Origin of the sequence: Streptomyces sp. NPDC048664 (genome assembly GCF_040650555.1) — a bacterium.
Classification (GTDB): Bacteria; Actinomycetota; Actinomycetes; order Streptomycetales; family Streptomycetaceae; genus Streptomyces.
In genome coordinates, this window is record NZ_JBEZHK010000009.1 from 235,578 (window position 1) to 257,234 (window position 21,657).

At 72.0% G+C, this 21,657-nt stretch carries 14 protein-coding genes; 6 read left to right on the forward strand and 8 right to left on the reverse strand.

Annotation, left to right across the window (positions count from 1 at the left end):
• Window positions 1–16: 16 nt before the first annotated feature.
• The 3 genes from pyk to pta form a co-directional block, all read right to left on the reverse strand.
• Complete coding sequence (gene pyk / locus AB0C59_RS13190; protein ID WP_363003719.1) at window positions 17–1,447, reverse strand: pyruvate kinase; 1,431 nt, start codon at window positions 1,445–1,447, stop codon at window positions 17–19.
• Window positions 1,448–1,564: 117 nt separating this feature from the next.
• On the reverse strand, window positions 1,565–2,782 hold the full coding sequence (locus AB0C59_RS13195) for an acetate kinase (RefSeq protein WP_363003721.1): 1,218 nt from the start codon (window positions 2,780–2,782) through the stop codon (window positions 1,565–1,567).
• Window positions 2,779–4,869 (reverse strand): phosphate acetyltransferase, encoded by a 2,091-nt coding sequence (gene pta, locus AB0C59_RS13200; RefSeq protein ID WP_363003722.1) that lies wholly within the window; start codon window positions 4,867–4,869, stop codon window positions 2,779–2,781. The genes AB0C59_RS13195 and pta overlap by 4 nt, the downstream gene beginning before the upstream one ends.
• 549 nt (window positions 4,870–5,418) lie before the next feature.
• Here pta and AB0C59_RS13205 point away from each other — a divergent pair.
• Window positions 5,419–6,444 (forward strand): ATP-dependent 6-phosphofructokinase, encoded by a 1,026-nt coding sequence (locus tag AB0C59_RS13205; protein WP_363003724.1) that lies wholly within the window; start codon window positions 5,419–5,421, stop codon window positions 6,442–6,444.
• Here the strand turns inward: AB0C59_RS13205 and AB0C59_RS13210 are convergent.
• Entirely contained in the window at window positions 6,395–7,177 is a 783-nt protein-coding gene (locus tag AB0C59_RS13210; RefSeq protein WP_363003726.1) for a response regulator, read from the reverse strand. The two genes, AB0C59_RS13205 and AB0C59_RS13210, sit on opposite strands and share 50 nt — an antisense overlap.
• Entirely contained in the window at window positions 7,174–8,802 is a 1,629-nt protein-coding gene (locus AB0C59_RS13215; RefSeq protein WP_363003728.1) for a sensor histidine kinase, read from the reverse strand. Before AB0C59_RS13215 ends, AB0C59_RS13210 begins: the two co-directional genes overlap by 4 nt.
• A 141-nt stretch (window positions 8,803–8,943) precedes the next feature.
• On the opposite strand from AB0C59_RS13215, the gene AB0C59_RS13220 reads away from it, so the two are divergent.
• Window positions 8,944–10,335: a cation:dicarboxylase symporter family transporter gene (locus AB0C59_RS13220; protein WP_363003730.1), complete on the forward strand. Its 1,392-nt coding sequence runs from the start codon at window positions 8,944–8,946 to the stop codon at window positions 10,333–10,335.
• A gap of 218 nt (window positions 10,336–10,553) precedes the next feature.
• On the opposite strand, the gene AB0C59_RS13225 is transcribed toward AB0C59_RS13220, so the two are convergent.
• Window positions 10,554–11,168, reverse strand: a complete 615-nt coding sequence (locus AB0C59_RS13225) for a TetR/AcrR family transcriptional regulator (protein ID WP_363003732.1) — start codon at window positions 11,166–11,168, stop codon at window positions 10,554–10,556.
• Window positions 11,169–11,328: 160 nt separating this feature from the next.
• Here AB0C59_RS13225 and AB0C59_RS13230 point away from each other — a divergent pair, with 160 nt between their 5' ends.
• From AB0C59_RS13230 to AB0C59_RS13245, 4 genes are all read left to right on the forward strand, one after another.
• Window positions 11,329–13,008 carry an MFS transporter gene (locus AB0C59_RS13230; RefSeq protein WP_363003734.1) on the forward strand — a complete coding sequence of 560 codons (1,680 nt, stop codon included), beginning with the start codon at window positions 11,329–11,331 and terminating at the stop codon, window positions 13,006–13,008.
• A 145-nt stretch (window positions 13,009–13,153) separates the two neighbouring features.
• On the forward strand, window positions 13,154–13,927 hold the full coding sequence (locus tag AB0C59_RS13235; protein ID WP_363003736.1) for a DUF2127 domain-containing protein: 774 nt from the start codon (window positions 13,154–13,156) through the stop codon (window positions 13,925–13,927).
• 86 nt (window positions 13,928–14,013) lie between these two features.
• Window positions 14,014–14,949 carry a hypothetical protein gene (locus AB0C59_RS13240; protein ID WP_363003738.1) on the forward strand — a complete coding sequence of 312 codons (936 nt, stop codon included), beginning with the start codon at window positions 14,014–14,016 and terminating at the stop codon, window positions 14,947–14,949.
• 140 nt (window positions 14,950–15,089) lie between these two features.
• A complete protein-coding gene (locus AB0C59_RS13245) occupies window positions 15,090–17,366 on the forward strand; it encodes an ATP-dependent DNA helicase (RefSeq protein ID WP_363003740.1) in 2,277 nt (758 codons plus the stop codon).
• A gap of 84 nt (window positions 17,367–17,450) precedes the next feature.
• Here AB0C59_RS13245 and glgB read toward each other — a convergent pair whose 3' ends face one another.
• Window positions 17,451–20,018, reverse strand: a complete 2,568-nt coding sequence (gene glgB, locus AB0C59_RS13250; RefSeq protein WP_363003741.1) for a 1,4-alpha-glucan branching enzyme — start codon at window positions 20,016–20,018, stop codon at window positions 17,451–17,453.
• Window positions 20,019–20,060: 42 nt separating this feature from the next.
• Entirely contained in the window at window positions 20,061–21,467 is a 1,407-nt protein-coding gene (locus AB0C59_RS13255) for a maltokinase (protein ID WP_363003743.1), read from the reverse strand.
• Between the last annotated feature and the right edge of the window lie 190 nt (window positions 21,468–21,657).

Consider the following 21,657-nt stretch of genomic DNA (forward strand, 5'->3'; position numbering starts at 1 on the left):
CTGTGCCGAGGGGGCCTCAGTGGCGCTCGCCGCCGCCCAGGTGGTGGACCCGGACCATGTTCGTGGTGCCGGGCACGCCGGGCGGGGAGCCGGCGGTGATGACCACGATGTCGCCGTCGTTGAACCGCTTGAGCTTCACCAGCTGCTGGTCGACCAGCTCGACCATCTCGTCGGTGGTCTTCACGAGCGGCACGACATGCGGCTCCACGCCCCAGCTCAGCGAGAGCTGGTTGCGGGTGGACTCGTCGGTGGTGAACGCGAGGATCGGCTGGGCCGCGCGATAGCGGGACAGCCGGCGGGCGGTGTCGCCGGACTGGGTGAAGGCGACCAGGCCCTTGCCGCCGAGGAAGTCGGCGATCTCGGCCGCCGCACGGGCCACCGAACCACCCTGCGTGCGCGGCTTCTTGCCCGGCACGAGCGGCTGCAGGCCCTTGGACAGCAGCTCCTCCTCGGCCGCGACGACGATCTTCGACATCGTCGTGACCGTCTCGATCGGGTACGCGCCCACACTCGACTCGGCCGACAGCATGACCGCGTCGGCGCCGTCCAGGATGGCGTTGGCGACGTCCGAGGCCTCCGCGCGCGTCGGACGGGAGTTGGTGATCATCGACTCCATCATCTGGGTCGCCACGATCACCGGCTTGGCGTTGCGCCGGCACAGCTCGATGAGGCGCTTCTGCACCATCGGGACCTTCTCGAGCGGGTACTCGACGGCCAGGTCGCCGCGAGCGACCATGACGCCGTCGAACGCCATCACGACGTCCTCCATGTTCGCCACCGCCTGCGGCTTCTCCACCTTGGCGATGACCGGGACCCGGCGGCCCTCCTCGTCCATGACGCGGTGCACGTCCTTGACGTCGTTGGCGTCCCGCACGAAGGAGAGGGCGACCACGTCGCAGCCCATGCGCAGCGCGAACCGCAGGTCGTCGATGTCCTTCTCGGACAGCGCCGGGACGTTCACCGCGGCGCCGGGCAGGTTGATGCCCTTGTGGTCGGAGATCACGCCGCCCTCGACGACGGTCGTCCTGACCCGGGGGCCCTCGACGGCCAGGACCTTCAGCTCGACGTTGCCGTCGTTGATGAGGATCTGGTCGCCCGCGGAGACGTCGCCGGGCAGGCCCTTGTACGTCGTCCCGCAGATGTGCTTGTCACCCGGCACGTCCTCGGCGGTGATGGTGAACTCGTCACCGCGCACCAGCTCGACCGGACCCTCCGCGAAGGTCTCCAGACGGATCTTCGGGCCCTGGAGGTCGGCGAGGACGCCGATGGCCCTGCCCGTCTCGGCGGACGCGGCACGGACGCGGTCGTAGCGTCCCTGGTGCTCCTGGTGCGTGCCGTGGCTGAAGTTGAAGCGGGCCACGTTCATGCCGGCTTCGATCAGGGCGACGAGCATGTCGTGGGAGTCGACCGCGGGACCGAGAGTACAGACGATTTTCGAACGGCGCATGGGGCGATCCTATCGGTTTGTTTCGGCGCGGAATATTCCGTCTGGCGGAAAATACAAATGGGCGGGTTCGCGCTCAGGCGAGAGGCCGGTCGAATTGAGGTGTTCAGCGCCCAGGGGTCATCGGCGCTCCTTTCCGACCAGTGCGTAGGTCTGCGTCGCGATCTCCAGTTCCTCGTCGGTGGGCACCACGGCGACCGCCACCCGCGCGTGCGCGGGCGAGATCAGCCGCGGCCCGTCGTCGCGTACGGCGTTCAGGGCGCCGTCCACCGCCAGTCCCAGCCCGTCCAGGCCGGCCACGGCAGCTTCGCGCACCGAAACCGCGTTCTCGCCCACCCCGGCCGTGAACGCGACCGCGTCCACCCTGCCGAGTACCGCGTAGTACGCGCCGATGTACTTCTTCAGCCGGTGGATGTAGATGTCGAAGGCGAGCCGTGCCGCTTTGTCGCCCTCGGCGATCCGGCGGTCGATTTCCCGCATGTCGTTGTCGCCGCACAGACCGAACAAACCGCTCCCCTTGTTGAGGAGAGTGTCGATCTCATCCATGGCCATGCCGCCAACGCGTGCCAAATGAAAGATGACGGCGGGATCCAGGTCACCGGAACGCGTACCCATCACCAGCCCCTCCAAGGGGGTGAGTCCCATGGAGGTGTCCACGCACCGCCCGCCCCGGACCGCCGAGGCGGACGCGCCGTTGCCCAGATGCAGCACGATGACGTTGGTGTGCGCCGGGTCCTTGCCCAGGAGCTTCGCGGTCGCCCGGGAGACGAAGGCGTGCGAGGTGCCGTGGAAGCCGTAGCGACGGATGCGGTGGCGGTCGGCGATCTTCGTGTCGATGGCGTAGCGCGCCGCGTGCTCGGGCATCGCCGTGTGGAACGCCGTGTCGAAGACGGCCACCTGCGGCAGGTCCGGCCGCAGTGCCATGGCCGTACGGATGCCCGTCAGGTTCGCCGGGTTGTGCAGGGGGGCGACGGGGATCAGCCGCTCGATCTCGGTGAGCACCTCGTCGTCGATCACGGTGGGCTCGGTGAAGAACATGCCGCCGTGCACCACCCGGTGGCCGATGGCGGCGAGCTCGGGCGAGTCGAGCCCGAGTCCGTCCTTGGCGAGTTCCCCGGCGACCGCCTTGAGCGCCGCCTCGTCGTCGGCGACCGGACCGCTGTGCTCGCGGGTGGCCCCCGTGGCGAGCACCGTGTGCCGCGACCGGGAGGTCTGCTCCCCGATGCGCTCGACCAGGCCGACGGCCAGCCGGGTGCCCGCACCCTCCCGCATGTCCAGCAGCTGGTACTTCACCGACGAGGAGCCGGAGTTGAGGACGAGGACACGGGAGGGGCTCACTGCTCGGCTGCCTTCTGTGCGGTGTTCTGGGCCTGGATCGCCGTGATGGCGACGGTGGTCACGATGTCGGGGACCAGGGCGCCCCGGGACAGGTCGTTGACGGGCTTGCGCAGGCCCTGGAGCACCGGGCCGACGGCGAGGGCGCCGGCCGAGCGCTGCACGGCCTTGTAGGTGTTGTTGCCGGTGTTGAGGTCCGGGAAGATCAGCACCGTGGCCTGGCCGGCCACCTCCGAATCCGGCAGCTTGGTGGCCGCGACACTGGGCTCCACGGCGGCGTCGTACTGGATCGGCCCCTCGATCCGCAGCCCGCCGTCCCGCTCCCGCACCAGCTCGGTGGCCTCGCGCACCTTGTCGACGTCGGCGCCCGAGCCGGACGTGCCGGTGGAGTACGACAGCATCGCCACCCGCGGGTCCACCCCGAACTGCTGGGCCGTGGCGGCCGACTGGAGGGCGATGTCGGCCAGCTGCTCGGCGTCGGGGTCGGGGTTCACGGCGCAGTCGCCGTAGACGAGCACCTTGTCGGCCAGGCACATGAAGAAGACCGAACTGACGATCTTCGCCTCGGGCTTGGTCTTGATGATCTCGAAGGCGGGCCGGATGGTGGCGGCCGTGGAGTGCACGGACCCGGACACCATGCCGTCGGCGAGGCCCTCCTCGACCATGAGCGTGCCGAAGTAGTTCACGTCCGCCACGACGTCGTGGGCCAGTTCGCGCGAGACGCCCTTGTGGGCGCGCAGCTGGGCGTACTTCTCGGCGAAGGTGTCACGCAGCTCGGAGGTGGCCGGGTCGATCAGCTGCGCCTCGCCGAGGTCGATGCCGAGGTCGGCCGCCTTCTTGCGGATGCGGTCCACCGGCCCGAGCAGGGTGAGGTCGCAGACCCCGCGCCGCAGCAGCACCTCGGCGGCGTGCAGCACACGGTCCTCGGTGCCCTCGGGGAGCACCACCCGGCGCCGCTGCGCCCGGGCCCGCTCCAGCAGGGTGTGTTCGAACATCATCGGCGTGATCCGGCCGCCGCTCGACGCGGACACCTTCCCCAGCAGGCCCGCCGTGTCGACGTACCGTTCGAACAGCCCGATGGCGCGCTCCGCCTTGCGCGGTGTGGCCGCGTTGAGCTTGCCCTCCAGGGCGAAGAGCCGGGCGGCGGTGGGGAAGCTGTTCTCGGGCACGGACAGCACAGGGGTGCCCGGAGCCAGCCGCTCGGCCAGGGCGAGGATGCCGTCGCCGGGCACCTCGTCCAGGGTGAGCAGCAGACCGGCGATCGGCGGGTCGCCCGCGCTGTGGGCGGCCAGCGAGCCGATGACGAGGTCGGCGCGGTCGCCGGGGGTCACCACCATGCATCCCGGGGTCAGCGCGCTCAGCAGGTTCGGCAGCATGGCGCCGCCGAACACGAAGTCGAGGGCGTCGCGCGCGAGCCCCGCGTCGTCGCCGAGGATCACCCGCGCGCCGAGGGTCCCCGCGATCTGCGCGACCGTCGGCGCCGACAGGGCGGGCTCGTCGGGCAGCACGTAGCAGGGCACCGGCAGCCGGCCCCCGAGCTGCTCGGCGATCTCGTCCCGGTCCTCGCGCGCCACCCGGTTGACGACCATCGCGAGGATGTCGCAGCCGAGACCGTGGTAGGCGCGGTAGGCGTTGCGCACCTCGGCGCGCACCGAGTCGGCGCTCTGCTCCCGGCCGCCCACGACCGTGATCACGGACGCGCCGAACTCGTTGGCGAGGCGGGCGTTGAGGGACAGCTCGTCCGGGAGCTGCGTGGCGGCGAAGTCGGAACCGAGGACGAGGACGGCCTCGTACTCCCGGGCCACGGCGTGGAACCGTTCGACCAGTGTGGACACCAGTTCGTCCGTGCCGCGCTCGGCCTGGAGCGCGGAGGCCTCCTGGTAGTCCATGCCGAACACGGTCGCCGGGTCCTGGGAGAGCCGGTACCGGGCGCGCAGCAGCTCGTAGAGGCGGTCGGGGTCGTCGTGGACGAGCGGCCTGAACACCCCCACCCGGTCGACCTGCCGGGTCAGCAGCTCCATCACCCCCAGTTCGACCACCTGGCGGCCGTCGCCGCGGTCGATCCCGGTCACGTACACGCTGCGCGTCACGTGTGCTCTCCGTTCCTGCTCTCGGGGCCTTCGACGACGACCGGCACAATTCCCCCCAGACGGATGCACCGAACCCTCTTGACAATACCCTCGCCCCTGGATTAGACGCCCGCCACGAACCGGCACCCGACACCATGCCCGGACCCATCCCCTCAGGGGCGCGGGGAACTGCGCGAATCCCCCCACGGACCCGCACCCGACACCGCACGGAAGCCCCACCGGAAGGGGCGCGGGGAACTGCGCGAATCCACATCGGACCCGCACCTGACACCGTGCCGCGACCCACTCCCTCAGGGGCGCGGGAAACTGCGCGATCGCCACGACGTACCCGCACCCGACATCGCGCGGAAGCCCCACCGGAAGGGGCGCGGGGAACTGCGCGAATCCCCCATCGGACCCGCACCCGACATCGCGCGGAAGCCCACCGAAGGGGCGCCGGGAACCGCGCGAAAGCCGCACCGCCGCCGCCGGCACCGCCGCAGGGACCCGCGCCGTGAAACAATCGAACTGGCTCACAGCTACCGAACAGCAAGCAGGAGACACAGCACGATGCGCATCGGAGTACTCACCGCAGGCGGCGACTGCCCGGGCCTGAACGCAGTGATCCGTTCGGTCGTGCACCGGGCCGTGGCCCAGTACGACGACGAGGTCATCGGCTTCGAGGACGGCTACCGAGGCCTGCTCGAAGGCCACTACCGCACCCTCGACCTGGACGCGGTCGGCGGCATCCTCGCCCTGGGCGGCACCCTCCTCGGCTCCTCCCGCCTGGAGCGCGACCGCCTGCGTGAGGCGTGCGAGAACGCCTCGGACATGATCCGCGACTTCGGGATCGACGCCCTGATCCCGATCGGCGGCGAGGGCACGCTCACCGCGGCCCGCATGCTCTCGGACGCGGGCCTGCCCGTCGTCGGCGTCCCCAAGACGATCGACAACGACATCTCGTCCACGGACCGCACCTTCGGTTTCGACACCGCCGTGACCGTGGCCACCGAGGCGATGGACCGCCTGAAGACGACGGCCGAGTCCCACCAGCGGGTGATGGTCGTGGAGGTCATGGGCCGCCACGCCGGCTGGATCGCCCTGGAGTCCGGGATGGCCGCCGGCGCCCACGGCATCTGCCTGCCCGAGCGCCCCTTCGACCCCGCCGACCTGGTCGAGATGGTCGAGGAGCGCTTCTCGCGCGGCAAGAAGTTCGCGGTGATCTGCGTCGCCGAGGGCGCGCACCCCGCCGAGGGCACCATGGACTACGGCAAGGGCGCGATCGACCAGTACGGGCACGAGCGCTTCCAGGGCATCGGCACCGCGCTCGCCTTCGAGCTGGAGCGGCGCCTGGGCAAGGAGGCCAAGCCGGTCATCCTCGGCCATGTCCAGCGCGGCGGTACGCCGACCGCGTACGACAGGGTGCTGGCGACCCGGTTCGGCTGGCACGCGGTCGAGGCCGCGCACCGCGGGGAGTTCGGCATGATGACCGCGCTGCGCGGCACGGACGTGGCGATGGTCCCGCTGGCGGAGGCGGTCACCGAGCTCAAGACGGTGCCGAAGGACCGTATGGACGAGGCGGAGTCGGTCTTCTGATCCCGCCGCCCGTCCCCGGCGCACCGGGGCCGGCGCCCGGATCGCCGGGCGCCGCGACCGGCACCCACCGGTAGATCAGCTCGGGCCGTCCCACCTGCCCGTACTGCGGGTTGCGCGCCGCCCGCCCCGCCTGGACCAGATGCTCCAGATACCGCCGGGCCGTGATCCGGGAGATCCCCGCCGCCTCGGCGACGCCCGCCGCCGTGAGCCCCTGCTCCCGCTGCCGGAGCACCTCCGTCACCCGTTCCAGGGTCGGCGCGCTCAGCCCCTTCGGCAGGGCCGCCGGGCCGGGCGCGCGCAGCGCCGCCAGCGCCCGGTCCACCTCGTCCTGGCCGCTCGCCTCGCCTTCCGCCTCCCGGAACTCGGCGTAGCGCACCAGGCGGTCCCGCAGGGTCGCGAAGGTGAAGGGCTTCAGCACGTACTGCACCACCCCGAGGGAGACTCCCTCCCGCACCACCGCGAGGTCGCGCGCGGACGTCACCGCGATCACGTCCGCCCGGTACCCGGCCGCCCGCAGCGAGCGGGCCAGCTGGAGACCGTGCGTGTCCGGCAGATGCAGGTCCAGGAGCAGCAGGTCCACCCGTGTCCGCTCCAGCATCCGCCGGGCCTCGGCTCCCGTGCGTGCCGCGCCCACGGCGGTGAAGCCGGGGACCCGTCCCACGTACAGGAGGTGCGCGTCGGCCGCCACCGGGTCGTCCTCCACGACCAGGACACGGATCGGCTCGGTCGTCACAGGGCGCCTCCCGGCTCGGTGCCACCGGCGCCCGGCAGCGGAAGCCGCACCTCGAACTCGGCGCCCCCGCCGTCCCCCCGGGCGACCCTCAGCTCCCCCTCGTTCCGCCGTACCGTCTGGCGCACCAGGGCCAGGCCCAGTCCGCGGCCCGACGAACCGTCCGTCCGCTTGGTCGACCAGCCGCGTTCGAACACCGCCTCCCGGTGTGCCGGGTCCACGCCCGCGCCCGTGTCCGCGACGAGCAGACGAAGCCCCGCACCGTCCGTGCGGGCCGTCACCGTCACCCGCGCGCCCGTCGAACCCTGCGCCGCGTCCATCGCGTTGTCGATGAGGTTGCCCAGGATCGTCACCAGGTCCCGCGCGGGCAGCGACGGCGGCAGCAGCCCGTCGTCGACACGGGTGTCGGTGGCCACCACCAGTTCCACACCCCGCTCGTTCGCCTGGGCCGCCTTGCCCAGGAGCAGGGCCGCGAGCACCGGCTCGTCGACGGCCGCGACCACCTGGTCCGTCAGGGCCTGCGCCAGTTCCAGTTCGGCCGTGGCGAAGTCGGCGGCCTCCTCGGCGCGGCCCAGTTCGATCAGTGAGACGACCGTGTGCAGCCGGTTCGCGGCCTCGTGCGCCTGGGAGCGCAGCGCCTGGGTGAAGCCGCGCTCGGAGTCCAGCTCGCCGGTCAGGGCCTGGAGTTCGGTGACGTCGCGGAGCGTGACGACGGTGCCCCGGCGCTCGCCGCCCCGGACGGGTGAGGTGTTGACGACCAGGACGCCTGTCGCGGTCAGGTGGACCTCGTCCACCCGGGGCTCGCGGGACAGCAGGGCCCCGGTCAGGGGCGCCGGCAGGCCGAGTTCGGCCACCGAGCGGCCCACCACGTCCCCGCGCGCGCCGAGCAGCTCCCGTCCGCCGTCGTTGATCAGGGCGACCCGGAACTGCCCGTCGAGCATCAGCAGGCCCTCGCGCACGGCGTGCAGCGCGGCCTGGTGGTAGTCGTGCATCCGGCTCAGTTCGGCCGCGTTCATGCCGTGCGTGGAGCGGCGCAGCCGGGCGTTGACCACATAGGTGCCGATCGCGCCCAGCGCGAGGGCGCCCGCGGCGACGCCGATCAGCGCGCTCACCTGGTCCTGGAGCCGCGCGCTGATCGACTCGACCTTGATGCCCGCGCTCACCAGGCCGATGATCCGGCCGCCGTCCTCGATGGGTGTCACCGCGCGGACGGACGGGCCGAGGGTGCCGGTGTAGGTCTCGGTGAAGGAGCCGCCGTGCTGGGCGGGCCGGATGTGGCCGAGGAAGCGTCTGCCGATCTGGTCGCGGTCGGGGTGGGTCCAGCGGATGCCGTCCGGGTCCATGATCGTGACGAAGTCGACCCCGGTGTCGTCCTGGACGCGCAGCGCGTACGGCTCCAGCCGCGCCGCCGGATCGCCGCCGGCGACGGCCTGCCGCACCGAGGGCGCGTCGGCGACCGAACGCGCCACGGCCATGGCCTGCCGCCCGGCCGCCTCCCGCGCCTGCCCCCGGTCGCCGACGTAGGTGAACAGGGCGTACCCGGCCACGAGCACCGCGATCAGGACGGCCTGCATCGCGAAGAGCTGTCCCGCGAGGCTGCGGGGTCGCGGGAGGCGGGGCGTGAACATGCGGCCAGTGTCCCCCGGCGCGCCGGCGTGAACTCAATGAACGCAAGGGTGACCGCGGTCACAGGCCGGGCCATAGTCGGGCCGACCCCCGGACGTGAGCCGCACGCCGGTGACGCCGACGAAGACGTCGAGGAGGCAGCCGTGACGACGACGGCATCCGCCGTACCCCCACCCGCACCCGCACCCGCCGGACGACGGGACCGCACCCACTACCTGTACATCGCGGTGCTGGTCGCGGTGGCCCTCGGTATCGCCGTGGGCCTGATCCGGCCCGATGCCGGGGTGGCGCTGAAGCCCCTGGGCACGGGCTTCGTGAACCTGATCAAGATGATGATCTCTCCGATCATCTTCTGCACGATCGTGCTGGGCATCGGTTCGGTGCGCAAGGCCGCGAAGGTCGGCGTGGTCGGAGGGATCGCGCTGGGCTACTTCCTGGTGATGTCCCTGGTCGCGCTCGCCATCGGCCTGGTCGTGGGCAACGTCCTGCACCCCGGTGCGGGGCTGCACCTGACGGACGCGATCAAGCACGCGGGCCACGCCCAGGTGTCCGCCGACGCGCTCCCGCCGGTCGACTTCGTGCTCTCCATCATCCCGACGACCTTCGTCTCCGCCTTCACCACGGACCAGGTCCTCCAGACGCTCCTGGTGGCGCTGCTGGCGGGGTTCGCGCTCCAGGCGATGGGCTCGGCCGGGGAACCGGTGCTGCGCGGTGTCGGACACGTCCAGCGGCTGGTCTTCCGGATCCTGTCCATGGTGATGTGGGCGGCTCCCGTCGGCGCGTTCGGTGCCATCGCCGCGGTGGTCGGGTCGGCGGGCGTGGACGCGCTCAAGAGCCTGGCCGTGCTGATGCTCGGCTTCTACGTGACCTGCTTCCTGTTCGTCTTCGTCGTCCTCGGTGCGGTGCTGCGCGTCGTCGCCGGGGTCAACGTGCTGGCGCTGATGAGGTACCTGAGCCGGGAGCTCCTGCTGATCCTGTCGACCTCGTCGTCCGAGTCCGCGCTGCCCCGGCTGATCGCGAAGCTGGAGCACCTCGGCGTGAGCAAGCCGGTGGTGGGCATCACGGTGCCGACCGGGTACTCGTTCAACCTCGACGGCACCATGATCTACATGACCATGGCGTCGCTCTACATCGCCGACGCGCTGGGCACGCCCATGTCGCTGGGCGAGCAGATCCCGCTGCTGCTCTTCCTGCTCGTCGCCTCCAAGGGCGCGGCGGGCGTCAGCGGCGCCGGTCTCGCCACGCTCGCCGGCGGCCTCCAGTCGCACAAGCCCGCCCTGGTGGACGGCGTCGGTCTGATCGTCGGCATCGACCGCTTCATGAGCGAGGCCCGCGCCCTGACGAACTTCGCGGGCAACGCCGTGGCCACCGTGCTGATCGGCACCTGGACGAAGGAGATCGACAAGGACCGCGTCCGGGAGGTCCTCTCCGGCCGCCTGCCCTACGACGAGACGGCGACCTCGGACGAGCACGGCCCCGGCACCGCGGTCGACGTCCCGGAGCAGGGCACCGAGAAGCAACCGGCCGACGCCTGAAAACCGCCACCGGGCGCCGTCTCGGCCGCCGAAGCCGCTGTTCCCCGGTGCCGCTGCGGCACCGGGGAGGGCGCACCCCTGGTGGTCTCGCCGGGAGCCCGCGTGCGCACGGCGGCGCATGATCGAGCGCAAGCCGTCGGGCGTCAGCGGTGGCGGCGCGCGTGCGCGCGTGGCGGGCGCCCCGGGCTGCCTCCAGGGGCGGCGTGGCGCTCAGTCGTTCACTGCTTCAGTGCCGAGACCAGTTCGGCGGCGTGGGAGGCGGGCACGCCCGCCGTGGACAGCAGGGCGACCGCGGCGGAGGGGCCCGCCTCCCGCGCGTCCAGCAGGCCGTCGTTCACGGCCTCCATCAGCGCGAACAGCATCTGCTCATGCACGTACGCCAACGCCTGCGGCGGCAGCGGCGAGACGAACACTCCCTCGTCGAGCCCCCGGGCCAGCGTCGCCGCGCACGCCTCACGGACCGGGGTGAGCCGCTCGCGGATGCCCTGCACGGTGACGCTGCGCTGGGCGAGCGCGACGAGTATCCGGTAGCGGTCGGCGATCTCCCACACCGCGAGCGCCGAGCGAGCGACGGACCGGGCCGGGTCCGCGAGGTCCAGGCCCGTGGCCTGCGCCGCGGCGACCGCCTCCACCGCGCCGTCGACCAGGGTGCTGATCAGCGCCTCGCGGCTCGGGAAGTGCCCGTACACCGTGCGCCGGACCACGCCCGCGGCCCGGGCGATCTGGTCCATGGACGCATCGGGGTCGCGCAGCAGCTCGCCGAGCGCGACCTCCAGAATGCGGCGTCTGTTGGTGTCGGCGCGGCTGGCGCTCCCCGTGGTCATGGCTGCCATTGTGCACGGCCCGCGGCGCTGACCCCGTGCGTCTCCATAGAGCCTCCACCTTCCTGATTTGCACAGTGCTGTGCAGTCACGTAGATTGCACATCACTGAGCAATTGCACGATGCTGTGCAAGTAGAGGGCATCGAAGAAGAGGAAGAAGGCCGCGACCCCATGCGTCTCGTCATCAACGAACCGGTCGAGAGGATGGACCGCCCCTACGCACGCCGCTGGTGGGCGCTGCTCGTCCTCTGCCTGAGCCTGCTGATCATCGTGATGGCGAACACGGCCCTCACCGTCGCCGCGCCCGACATGACCCGGGACCTCAAACTGTCCAGCGCCGACCTGCAGTGGGTCATCGACGGCTACACGGTCCCGTACGCCGCGCTGATGCTGCTGCTCGGCGCGATCGGTGACAAGTACAGCCGGCGCGGCGCGCTCGCCCTCGGACTGCTGGTCTTCGGCGGCGGCGCCGTCTTCGGCTACCTCGCCGACAGCGCGGCCACCGTCATCGCCGCCCGCGCGGTCATGGGCACCGGCGCCGCGCTGATCATGCCGGCCACGCTCTCGCTCCTGGCCGCCACCTTCCCGCGCGCCGAGCGCGCCAAGGCGATCACCCTGTGGACCGCCACCGCCGGACTCGCCATCGCCGCGGGTCCGCTGGTCGCCGGAGCGCTGCTGAAGAACCACGGCTGGTCCTCCACGTTCCTGATCAACGTGCCGATCGCGGCCCTCGCGCTGATCGCCTCCTTCGTCCTCGTGCCCCCCTCCCGGGCCGCCCACCATGAGCGGATCGACTACGTGGGCGGGCTGCTCTCGGTCGTCTGGATCGGCTCCCTCGTCTACATGATCATCGAGGGCCCGCACTTCGGCTGGCACGCCAAGGCCGTCACCGCCGCCGTGGTCGCCGCGGTCGCACTCGCCGCGTTCGTCGTCTGGGAGCTGCGCCACCCCCGCCCGGTGCTGGACGTCCGCCGCTTCGGCAACCGCCGCTTCGCGGGGTCCAACCTCGCCGTCGCCCTGTTCTTCCTGGCCGTCTTCGGCGCCTTCTACTTCCTCACCCAGCACCTCCAGTTCGTCCTCGGATACGACGCCCTGGCCACCGGCGTGCGGATGCTGCCGCTGGCCGGAGCGGTCTTCGTGGGCTCGGCGCTGACCGGGTACCTCACCCCCCGGGTGGGCATGAAGATCACGGTCACCGCGGGCATGGTCGGCGGCACGACGGCGCTCGCGCTGCTGACCCGGGTCGACTCCGGCTCCACCTACGGCGACTTCGTCCTGCCCCTGGTGATCCTGGGCCTGGCGATCGGCCTCGCGCTCTCGCCCTGCACGGACGCGATCATGGGCGCGTTCCCGGAGTCGGAGCTCGGCGTCGGCGGCGCGGTCAACGACACCTCGCTGGAACTCGGCGGCTCCCTCGGCATCGCCCTCCTCGGCTCGGTGCTGTCCAGCTCCTACTCCTCGCATCTGACGGACGCGGCGAAGGGCAGCGGACTCCCGGCCGGCGCCCTGGACACCGCGCGGGACTCGGTCGGCTCGGGGTACGGGGTGTCCCAGGCCGTCGCCGCCAAGGCCCAGCAGCTCGCGGAGCAGGCCGCGCACACCGCGAACGCCCGGCAGGCGGCCCAGCTGAAGGAGCAGGCCGGGCAGCTCGCCCACGGCGCGCGGCAGATGGCCGACGGGGTCGGCGCGTCCTTCGCGGACGCGGTCTCCCACACCAGCCTGGTCGGCGCGGTGATCCTCGGGATCGGCACCGTCCTGGTGGGTGTCCTCCTGCCGCGCGGGGGGCGCCCGGCGGACGACGTCGAGGAGCCGGGCGAGGACCGCGCGCTCGCGGACGCGGCGTCCCGCTGACCGCCGGACGCCCGCCCCGCCGGCGCAACCGCCCGCCGGGTGTCCGCGTCTGGACCTACGTGCACTAACGTGCCCTGCCGTGCCGGTCTCGACCGGTGCGGCAGGGCACGGCACGTTCGGAGATCCACCTGGGAGGCACGGGGGCATGAAGATCGACTGGGACCGGCGGACCTGCGCACGGCGTGGGCATGCGACGTACGCGCCGGACGACCCCCGACTGAGGGCCCGCCTGCACGCCCGGACCGCGCTCGGCGACGCGTGGCGCTGTCTGCGCTGCGGCGACTTCGCCCTCGGCGAGCCGCAGAGTTCGGGACCGGCGGACGACGCGCCGCTCGTGCCGCGCGGCAAGGTGCTGCGCGACCTGTTCATCCTGCGCTTTTTGGCCCTGGAACGTGCCGTGCGCGGGGTGTTCATCGTGCTGGTCGCGGTGGCCGTGTGGAAGTTCAGCAACAGCCAGGACGCGGTACGACGGCTGTTCAACGAGTACCTCGACGTGCTCCGTCCCGTCTTCCGGCACTTCCACTACGACCTCGACCACTCCCCGGTGGTCGGCACCATCCAGAAGACCTTCGGCTACAGGCACTCTACGCTCCTCCTCGTCGCCACGCTGCTGCTCGCCTACGCGCTGATCGAGATCGTCGAGGCGGTCGGCCTCTGGTACGCCAAGCGCTGGGCGGAGTACCTGACGGTGGTCGCCACCGCGGCCTTCCTTCCGCTGGAGGTCTACGAACTCACCGAGCACATCAGCGGCCTGAAGATCGCGACCCTGGTCCTCAACGTCCTCGCCGTCGTCTACATCGTGGTGGCCAAGCGGCTGTTCGGGGTGCGGGGCGGTCGAAAGGCGTTCGAGGAGGAGCGGCACAGCGCGTCCCTGCTGGAGGTCGAGGAGTCGGCGGGCCTGGAACACAGCCGGGCGTGACGCCCACCGGACCGTGATCATCCCGTGACGGCCCGAAGTGGCGTGCGCCACAGCCAGCCGGCGCACGCACCTGATGGGCTGTCCGGATGTCCCGTAGATCCCTCACCGCCTTACTCCTGGCGGCCTGTGCGGCTTTGACCGCCTGTCAGGCCGCGGGCACCGCCGACGACCGCGGCGGCGACGACCGCGGCCTGAACGCGTTCGCCTCCCTTCCGTTCGCCGACTACACCATCGACGAGGCCGGCGCCCGGAAGATCCACACGGCCGGCTGGGTCCTCGCCCGGTCGTGCATGGACGGCCTGGGGTTCTCCGGGTTCACCACCCTGGACCCGGCCTCCCTCGGTGACGGGGACCCGCTGCCGCAGGGCGGCCCGGACGCGGTCGACGCCCCGGACGTCGGCACGGGGGACACGCTCTACGGTGTCGACGACCCGGACACCGCGGCGACGCGCGGCTACCACCAGCCGCCCCTCGCGCGCGGGCCGCGGTGGGTGCGGGACCAGTACGAGGCCCTCACCGGGCTCGTGGGCGAGGGGCGCCCGCGCACGGCGCACGGCCACCGGATCCCGGAAGGCGGCTGCCTGGGACAGGCCAGGAGGACGATCTACGGCGCGCCCCCGAAGGAGTACGCGCTCGGCGGCCTGAAGATGAGCGACTACGAAGCGCTGACGACCACCCTCACGGTCCAGGCCTTCTCCGCGTCGCAGAAGGATCCCGTCCGCAGGAAGGCCGACCGCGCGTGGTCGCGCTGCATGGCGGAGGCCGGGCTGCGCTACGCCTCGCCCTACGACGCCGCCTCGGACCCGCACTGGGGCACGGATCGGCCCTCCCCGCGGGAGAAGAAGACCGCCACCGAGGACGCCCGGTGCAAGCGGGAGACCGGCTACGTCCGCACCGCGCACGCGGTGGACGTCCGCTTCGAGAAGCGGCTCGTCGCCGGGCACCGGGCCGAGCTCGAACACCAACGCGACCGCGACCGGGCCGCCGTGGCCAGGGCCGCGGGCATCATCAGCCACGGGTAGGGCGCCGACCGGCCCGCGCCCTTGCCACGCCAAAGAGAAATCCCCCGAGGGAATTGCCCTCGGGGGATTTCTCTGCGTATATTTGATGGTTCGCGACTTCATAATGAAATGGTCGCGGTGAAGTCCACTGACCACAGTATATGCGGGCGGGAGCCGAATTGTCAAACACCGGAATTCCAGACGATGAATTGCGGCGCGAGCAGGAATTCATCGACGGGCTGTACGCGCGCGTGGACGCGCTGCGCGGTGAGACCGAGGCATCCGTCACCGACGCGCTGGCGCAGGGCGACAAGCCCATGCAGGCACGACTGGAGCGGGACATCCTCGTCGCCGAACGCTCGGGGCTGCTCGCGGCGCTGGACGCCGTGGACGGCTCGCTGTGCTTCGGCCGTGTCGACCTGGCCTCCGGGCAGAGCCACCACATCGGCCGCATCGGGCTCAGGGAGGAGGACGCGGAGCGCACACCGGTCCTCATCGACTGGCGCGCGGACGTCGCCCGCCCCTTCTACCTGGCCACCGGCCACACCCCGATGGGCCTGCGCCGCCGCCGGCACATCGCCACCGAGGGGCGCCGGGTCACCTCCCTGCACGACGAGCTCCTGGACCTGAGCGACGGCGAACGCACCGGCCACGAGGACCCGGCCGGCGACGCCGTACTGCTCGCCGCGCTCGACTCGGCCCGCACCGGCCGGATGGGCGACATCGTCCAGACCATCCAGGCCGACCAGGACCGCATCATCCGCGCCCCGCACCGCGGCGTGCTGGTGGTGGAGGGCGGCCCCGGCACCGGCAAGACCGCGGTCGCCCTGCACCGGGCGGCCTATCTGCTCTACGAGCACCGGGAGCTGCTCGCCCGCCGTGCCGTCCTCATCGTCGGCCCCAACCCGGCGTTCCTCGGCTACATCGGCGAGGTGCTGCCCGCGCTGGGCGAGACCGGCGTGCTGCTGGCCACCGTCGGCGAGCTGTTCCCCGGCGTGCGGGCGACCGCCACCGACACGGCCGAGGCGGCGGCGGTCAAGGGCCGCGCGGCCATGGCCGACGCTCTGGCCGCCGCCGTACGCGACCGGCAGGCGCTGCCCGACCCGGTGATCGCCATCGCCCACGACCGCGAGGTCCTGATGCTCGACGACGGCCTGGTCAAGGTCGCCCGCGAGCGCACCCGCGCCACCGGGCTGCCGCACAACGCGGCACGCGAGCACTTCGAGGGCCACGTCCTCAACACGCTCACCGACATGGTCGCCGAACGCGTCGGCACCGACCCGTACGACGGATCCAACCTCCTCGACGCGAGCGACATCACCCAGATCCGCGACGAACTGGCCGACAACCCCGAGGTCTGGTCCGCGATCGACCGGCTGTGGCCCCTGCTGACCCCGCAACGCCTGGTCGCGGACTTCCTCGCCGAGCCCGAGGGCCACCTGTGCGACGAGGACGCAGCGGCCGTCCGCCGCCCGGTCACCCGCGCCTGGACCACGGCCGACGTGCCCCTGCTCGACGAGGCGGCCGAACTCCTCGGCGAGGACGACCGGGTGGCCAGGGCCCACGCCGAACGCGAACGGGAGACGCAGGTCGCCTTCGCGCAGGGCGTGCTGGACGTGTCCTACGCCTCCCGTACCTACGAGTTCGAGGACAAGGAGGAGGACGACCCCGACGGCTCCGAGGTGCTGTCCGCGCACGACATCATCGACGCGGAGCGGTTCGCCGAGCGGCACGAGGAGGCGGACCACCGCAGCGCCGCCGAGCGCGCGGCGGCCGACCGTACCTGGGCGTTCGGGCACATCATCGTGGACGAGGCGCAGGAGCTGTCGCCGATGGCGTGGCGCCTGCTGATGCGGCGCAGCCCGACCCGCTCGATGACGCTGGTCGGCGACCCGGCGCAGACGGCGGAGGCGAGCGCGGCCGGCTCCTGGTCCGAGATCCTCGAACCCTATGTGTCCAAGCGCTGGGAGCACGCCCGCCTCGGCGTCAACTACCGCACCCCGTCCGAGATCATGGACCTGGCGGCCGCGGTGGTCCGGTCCGCGAACCCCGCCTTCCAGCCGCCGAGTTCGGTACGGTCCACCGGCGTACGGCCATGGGCCCGTGCCACGGACGACCTGCCCGGCGCGGTGGCGGACGCGGTCGGCGAGCTCTCCTCGGCCGCGGGCCGTCTCGCCGTGATCGCACCGCGCGCCCTGCACCGCTCGCTGGCCGCCCGTCTGGACGGTGTCACGGCGGGTGCCGAGCCGGACCTGACGCACCCCGTCGTCCTGCTCGACGCCCGCCAGTCCAAGGGCCTGGAGTTCGACACGGTCCTGGTCGTGGAACCCGCCCACTACGGCACCAGCGACCTCTACGTCGCCCTCACCCGCGCCACGCAGCGGCTGGGCATCCTGCACAGCGAGCCGCTGCCGCGAGGGCTCGCCGGGTCCGTGTAGCGGCCGGCCCGCCGCGCCCGGGAACCGCCGCCCCGCGGACGGCCGTTCCCGGGCGCGGGGCCGGGCGGGGGAGGCGCCGGACGGTCATGCTGGTGTGAGCCAGAGGGTGGTGAGTGGGGGGAGGGTGAGGTGGAGGGTGGCGGGGTGGTTGTGGTGGGGGGTGGGTTCGGGTTTGAGGGGGTGGGGGTGGTGGGTGCCGGTGCCGCCGTAGTGGGCGTGGTCGGTGTTGAGGGTTTCGTGCCAGGCGGGGATGTGGTCGGGGACGCCGATGGGGTAGTCGTGGCGGACGACGGGGGAGAGGTGGGTGATGGCGAGGAGGGGGGTGCCGGTGGTGTCGTGGCGGAGGAAGGCGAGGACGTTGTCGTCGGCGGCGTCGCTGGTGATCCATTGGAAGCCGGTGGGGTGGGTGTCGAGTTGGTGGAGGGCGGGGGTGGTGCGGTAGTGGGTGTTGAGGTCGCGGACGAGGTGGCGGATGCCGGCGTGGTCGGGGGCTGCGGGGTAGGTGGGGTCCAGGAGCCACCAGTCGGGTCCGTGGGTGGGTGACCATTCGGCGCCCTGGGCGAATTCCTGTCCCATGAAGAGGAGTTGTTTGCCGGGGTGGGCCCACATGTGGGCGAGGTAGGCGCGGTGGTTGGCGCGTTGCTGCCACCAGTCGCCGGGCATTTTGGAGACGAGGGAGTGTTTGCCGTGGACGACCTCGTCGTGGGAGATGGGCAGGACGTAGTTCTCGGTGTGGGCGTACACCATGGAGAAGGTCATGTCGTGGTGGTGGTGGCGGCGGTGGACGGGGTCGTGGCTCATGTAGCGGAGGGTGTCGTGCATCCAGCCCATGTTCCATTTGAAGCCGAAGCCGAGGCCGCCTTGGTCGGTGGGGCGGGTGACGCCGTCCCAGGCGGTGGATTCCTCGGCGATGGTGATGACGCCGGGGCAGGTGCGGTAGACGGTGGCGTTCATCTCCTGGAGGAAGGCGACGGCGTCGAGGTCGGTGTTGCCGCCGTAGGGGTTGGGGGTCCATTGGCCGGGTCGGCGTGAGTAGTCGAGGTAGAGCATGGAGGCGACGGCGTCGACGCGCAGTCCGTCGATGTGGAATTCCTGGCACCAGTAGAGGGCGTTGGCGACGAGGAAGTTGCGGACTTCGCGGCGGCCGTGGTCGAACTCGAGAGTGCCCCAGTCGGGGTGGTGGGCGCGCTTAGGGTCGGCGTGTTCGTACAGGGGGCGTCCGTCGAACTCGGCCAGGGCCCAGTCGTCGCGGGGGAAGTGGGCGGGGACCCAGTCGATGAGGACGCCGATGCCTGCTTGGTGGAGGGTGTCGATGAGGTGTTTGAGGTCGTCGGGGGTGCCCAGGCGGGAGGTGGGGGCGTAGAAGCCGGTGACCTGGTAGCCCCAGGAGCCGCCGAAGGGGTGTTCGGCCAGGGGCATGAACTCCACGTGGGTGAAGCCGAGGTCGGTGACGTAGGCGGTGAGTTGCTCGGCGAGTTGGCGGTAGGTCAGGCCGGGTCGCCAGGAGGGCAGATGGACCTCGTAGATCGACAGGGGTGCCTGGTGGGCGGGGGTGTCGGCGCGGTGGGCCATCCACTCCTCATCGCCCCAGGTGTGGGTGGACTCGGTGACGATCGAGGACGTGGCGGGCGGGACCTCGGCGTGGCGGGCCATGGGGTCGGCGCGCAGGGTCAGGGTGCCGTCGGGGCGGGTGATCTGGAACTTGTACAGCTCACCGGCACCGATCCCGGGCACGAACAGTTCCCACACCCCGCTGGATCCCAGCGACCGCATCGGGTGCCCGGTCCCGTTCCAGAAGTTGAAACTCCCGCACACCCGTACTCCGCGGGCGTTCGGCGCCCACACCGTGAACCGGGTCCCTGACACCCCGGCATGCGTCATCACCCGCGCCCCCAACGCCCGCCACAACTCCTCGTGACGCCCCTCACCGATCAGATGCAGATCGAGGTCACCGAGCGCCGGCAGGAACCCGTAGGCGTCCTCGGTGTCCTGGACCGTCCCCTCGTACTCCACGAGCAGCCGGTAGGAGGGCACGTCCCGCAGCGGGAGCAGCGCCGAGAAGAAGCCGTCTCCGTCGTCGTGCAGCGTGGCCCGCAGCGGGCCGGCGAGGGCGGTGACGGAACGCGCGTAGGGCCGGAAGGCGCGCAGCGCGATCCCGTCGGGCACCGGGTGCGCGCCGAGCACCGCGTGCGGATCGTGATGGGTTCCCGACAGCAGCCGGTCCCTGTCCTCGGGGCTCACGGCGGCCGCGTCGGTGGCGAGGGTCTCGCGGGCGGTGTCCGCGGCGTCCCGTGCGGCGGGGATCAGCGGCTCGGGTCCGGCCCCGGCCCGCTGATCCACGGTCTCGGCGACGGGCGTGGCGGCGGTCGCGGGGGCCTTCTCGGCCGCGGTCCGCTTCGCCGCCTTGGCTGTCGCCCTGACCGGGGCCTTCTTCACGGCGGCCTTCTTCACGGCGGCCTTCTTGGCCCCGGCCTTCTCCTTCCTCGCCGCCGTCTTCTTGGCCCCGGCCGTCTCCCTCTTCGCCGCCGTCTTCTTCTCCACCGCCTTCTTCTCGTCCGGCGTCGTCTTCCTGGCGGGCTTCCTCACGCCGGTCTCCTGCTCACCGGTGCTGTTCTTCTGCGTGTTGTCCTCGGACGGGGGACGCGGGCTCACGGACGGGGCCTCCTCGGCAAGGTGGTGGATCAGGCGGGCGGATCAGGGGGTGGCGTCGGCGGGGGCGGAGAGCCGACGTATCGCCGCCATCGGCACCGCGAGCCACTCGGGCCGGTGCCGGGCCTCGTAGACGACCTCGTACACGGCCTTGTCGGTCTCGTACGCCCTCAGCAGAACCGGTTCGGTCCGCGGGTCGCGCCCCGCCACCTCCGCGTATCCCGCGCAGTACGCGGCACGGCACGCGGCGGCCCACAGCGGGGCCGAGGGCAGTACGGAGTGCGAGGCGTAGTCGAAGGAGCGGAGCATCCCCGCGATGTCGCGTTCCACCGGTTGCGGCATACGGCGCTCGGCCAGCGGCTTCGAGGGCTCCCCCTCGAAGTCGATCAGCGACCAGCCGCCGTCGGGTGAGCGCAGGCACTGCCCCAGGTGGAGATCCCCGTGGACACGCTGGGCGGTCCACACGCCCCCTTCGGTGGCGAGTGCGGCCAGCGCCCGGAACGAGGAGCGCAGCCCGGGGACGTAGGGCCGCAGCGCGGGCACGGCCTGAGCCGCCGCGTCCAGGCGCTCCGACATGCCCTCGGCCAGCAGCCCCGTCTGGACGTGCCCCAGGGTGACCGTGGGCAGGGCGCGCCCCAGGGCCGTGTGCACCTCGGCCGTGGCCCGGCCGAGCGACCGTGCCTCGGGGGTGAAGTCCTCGCCCTTGGCGAGCATGCGCAGCGCGAGTTCCCAGCCGTCCGTCGCGCCCCGCACGTACGGTTGCAGCACACCGAGGACGAACGGCTCCTCGGGCCCGTCGAGGTCCGCGAGCAGCCAGCCGGCCGGTGCGGGCACCCGGGGGCAGTCCTCGCGCGCCAGCGCCAGGGGCAGTTCGAGGTCCGGGTTGGTGCCCGGGAGGGTCCGGCGCAGGAGTTTGAGGATGAACGTATCTCCATAGATAACCGACGAGTTGGACTGTTCGGCGGTGACCAGACGCGGAGCCAGCCCGGCTCCTATCGGGTGGTCGGCGTGTCCCTCGAAGCGCAGCCGTCCGACCCGGGCCCGGGTGCGGATCGCCTCCAGGAGGACGGTGGTCGCCCGGGGGTCGTGCAGCGCCTCGTACACGGCGCGCCCCGCGAGCGGTCCCTGCGCGGGACGTCCGATGAGCGCGGGCGCCAGCCAGGGCGGCAGGGTCTCCCGCACCCCGAGCAGCAACTGGTAGCAGTCGCCGGGGTGCGTCTCGGCGCCCTGGGCGGGCACGTCCGGTTGATGGGCGCGGACGAGGAGGTGCAGCAGGCCCGGTGCGCCGTCGTGGGGCAGCAGTTCGGTGGCGGCGACGAGAGTGAAGCCCGTGACGGGGCGGCCCTTGCCCGCGAACCAGCGCTGCCGGGGCAGCCACTCCCGCAGCAGCGGGTCGAGGGAGGCGAGAAGAGCGGACCTGATCGCGGCGGGACGGGTGACGGCTTCCGGCATCGCGTGCGTCCTTTCCCCGGGGATGGTCGGGGTGGTTCCTGTTGGGTGCCCCGGGCGGGGCGGCGAAAACCGCCCCGCCCCGGCTTCTACGCGAGGTCCTTGCGTAGGCGGAACCAGTAGAAGCCGTGGCCTGCGAGGGTGAGGAGGTAGGGGAGTTCTCCGATGGGGGGGAAGCGGACCTGGCCGATGA

Coding starts and splice junctions, on each gene's coding strand:
- pyk (WP_363003719.1), bottom strand. CDS start 1,447: ATGCGCCGTTCGAAAATCGTCTGTACTCTCGGTCCCGCGGTCGACTCC.
- AB0C59_RS13205 (WP_363003724.1), top strand. CDS start 5,419: ATGCGCATCGGAGTACTCACCGCAGGCGGCGACTGCCCGGGCCTGAAC.
- AB0C59_RS13215 (WP_363003728.1), bottom strand. CDS start 8,802: ATGTTCACGCCCCGCCTCCCGCGACCCCGCAGCCTCGCGGGACAGCTC.
- AB0C59_RS13225 (WP_363003732.1), bottom strand. CDS start 11,168: ATGGCAGCCATGACCACGGGGAGCGCCAGCCGCGCCGACACCAACAGA.
- AB0C59_RS13230 (WP_363003734.1), top strand. CDS start 11,329: ATGCGTCTCGTCATCAACGAACCGGTCGAGAGGATGGACCGCCCCTAC.
- AB0C59_RS13235 (WP_363003736.1), top strand. CDS start 13,154: ATGAAGATCGACTGGGACCGGCGGACCTGCGCACGGCGTGGGCATGCG.
- AB0C59_RS13240 (WP_363003738.1), top strand. CDS start 14,014: ATGTCCCGTAGATCCCTCACCGCCTTACTCCTGGCGGCCTGTGCGGCT.
- AB0C59_RS13245 (WP_363003740.1), top strand. CDS start 15,090: ATGCGGGCGGGAGCCGAATTGTCAAACACCGGAATTCCAGACGATGAA.
- AB0C59_RS13255 (WP_363003743.1), bottom strand. CDS start 21,467: ATGCCGGAAGCCGTCACCCGTCCCGCCGCGATCAGGTCCGCTCTTCTC.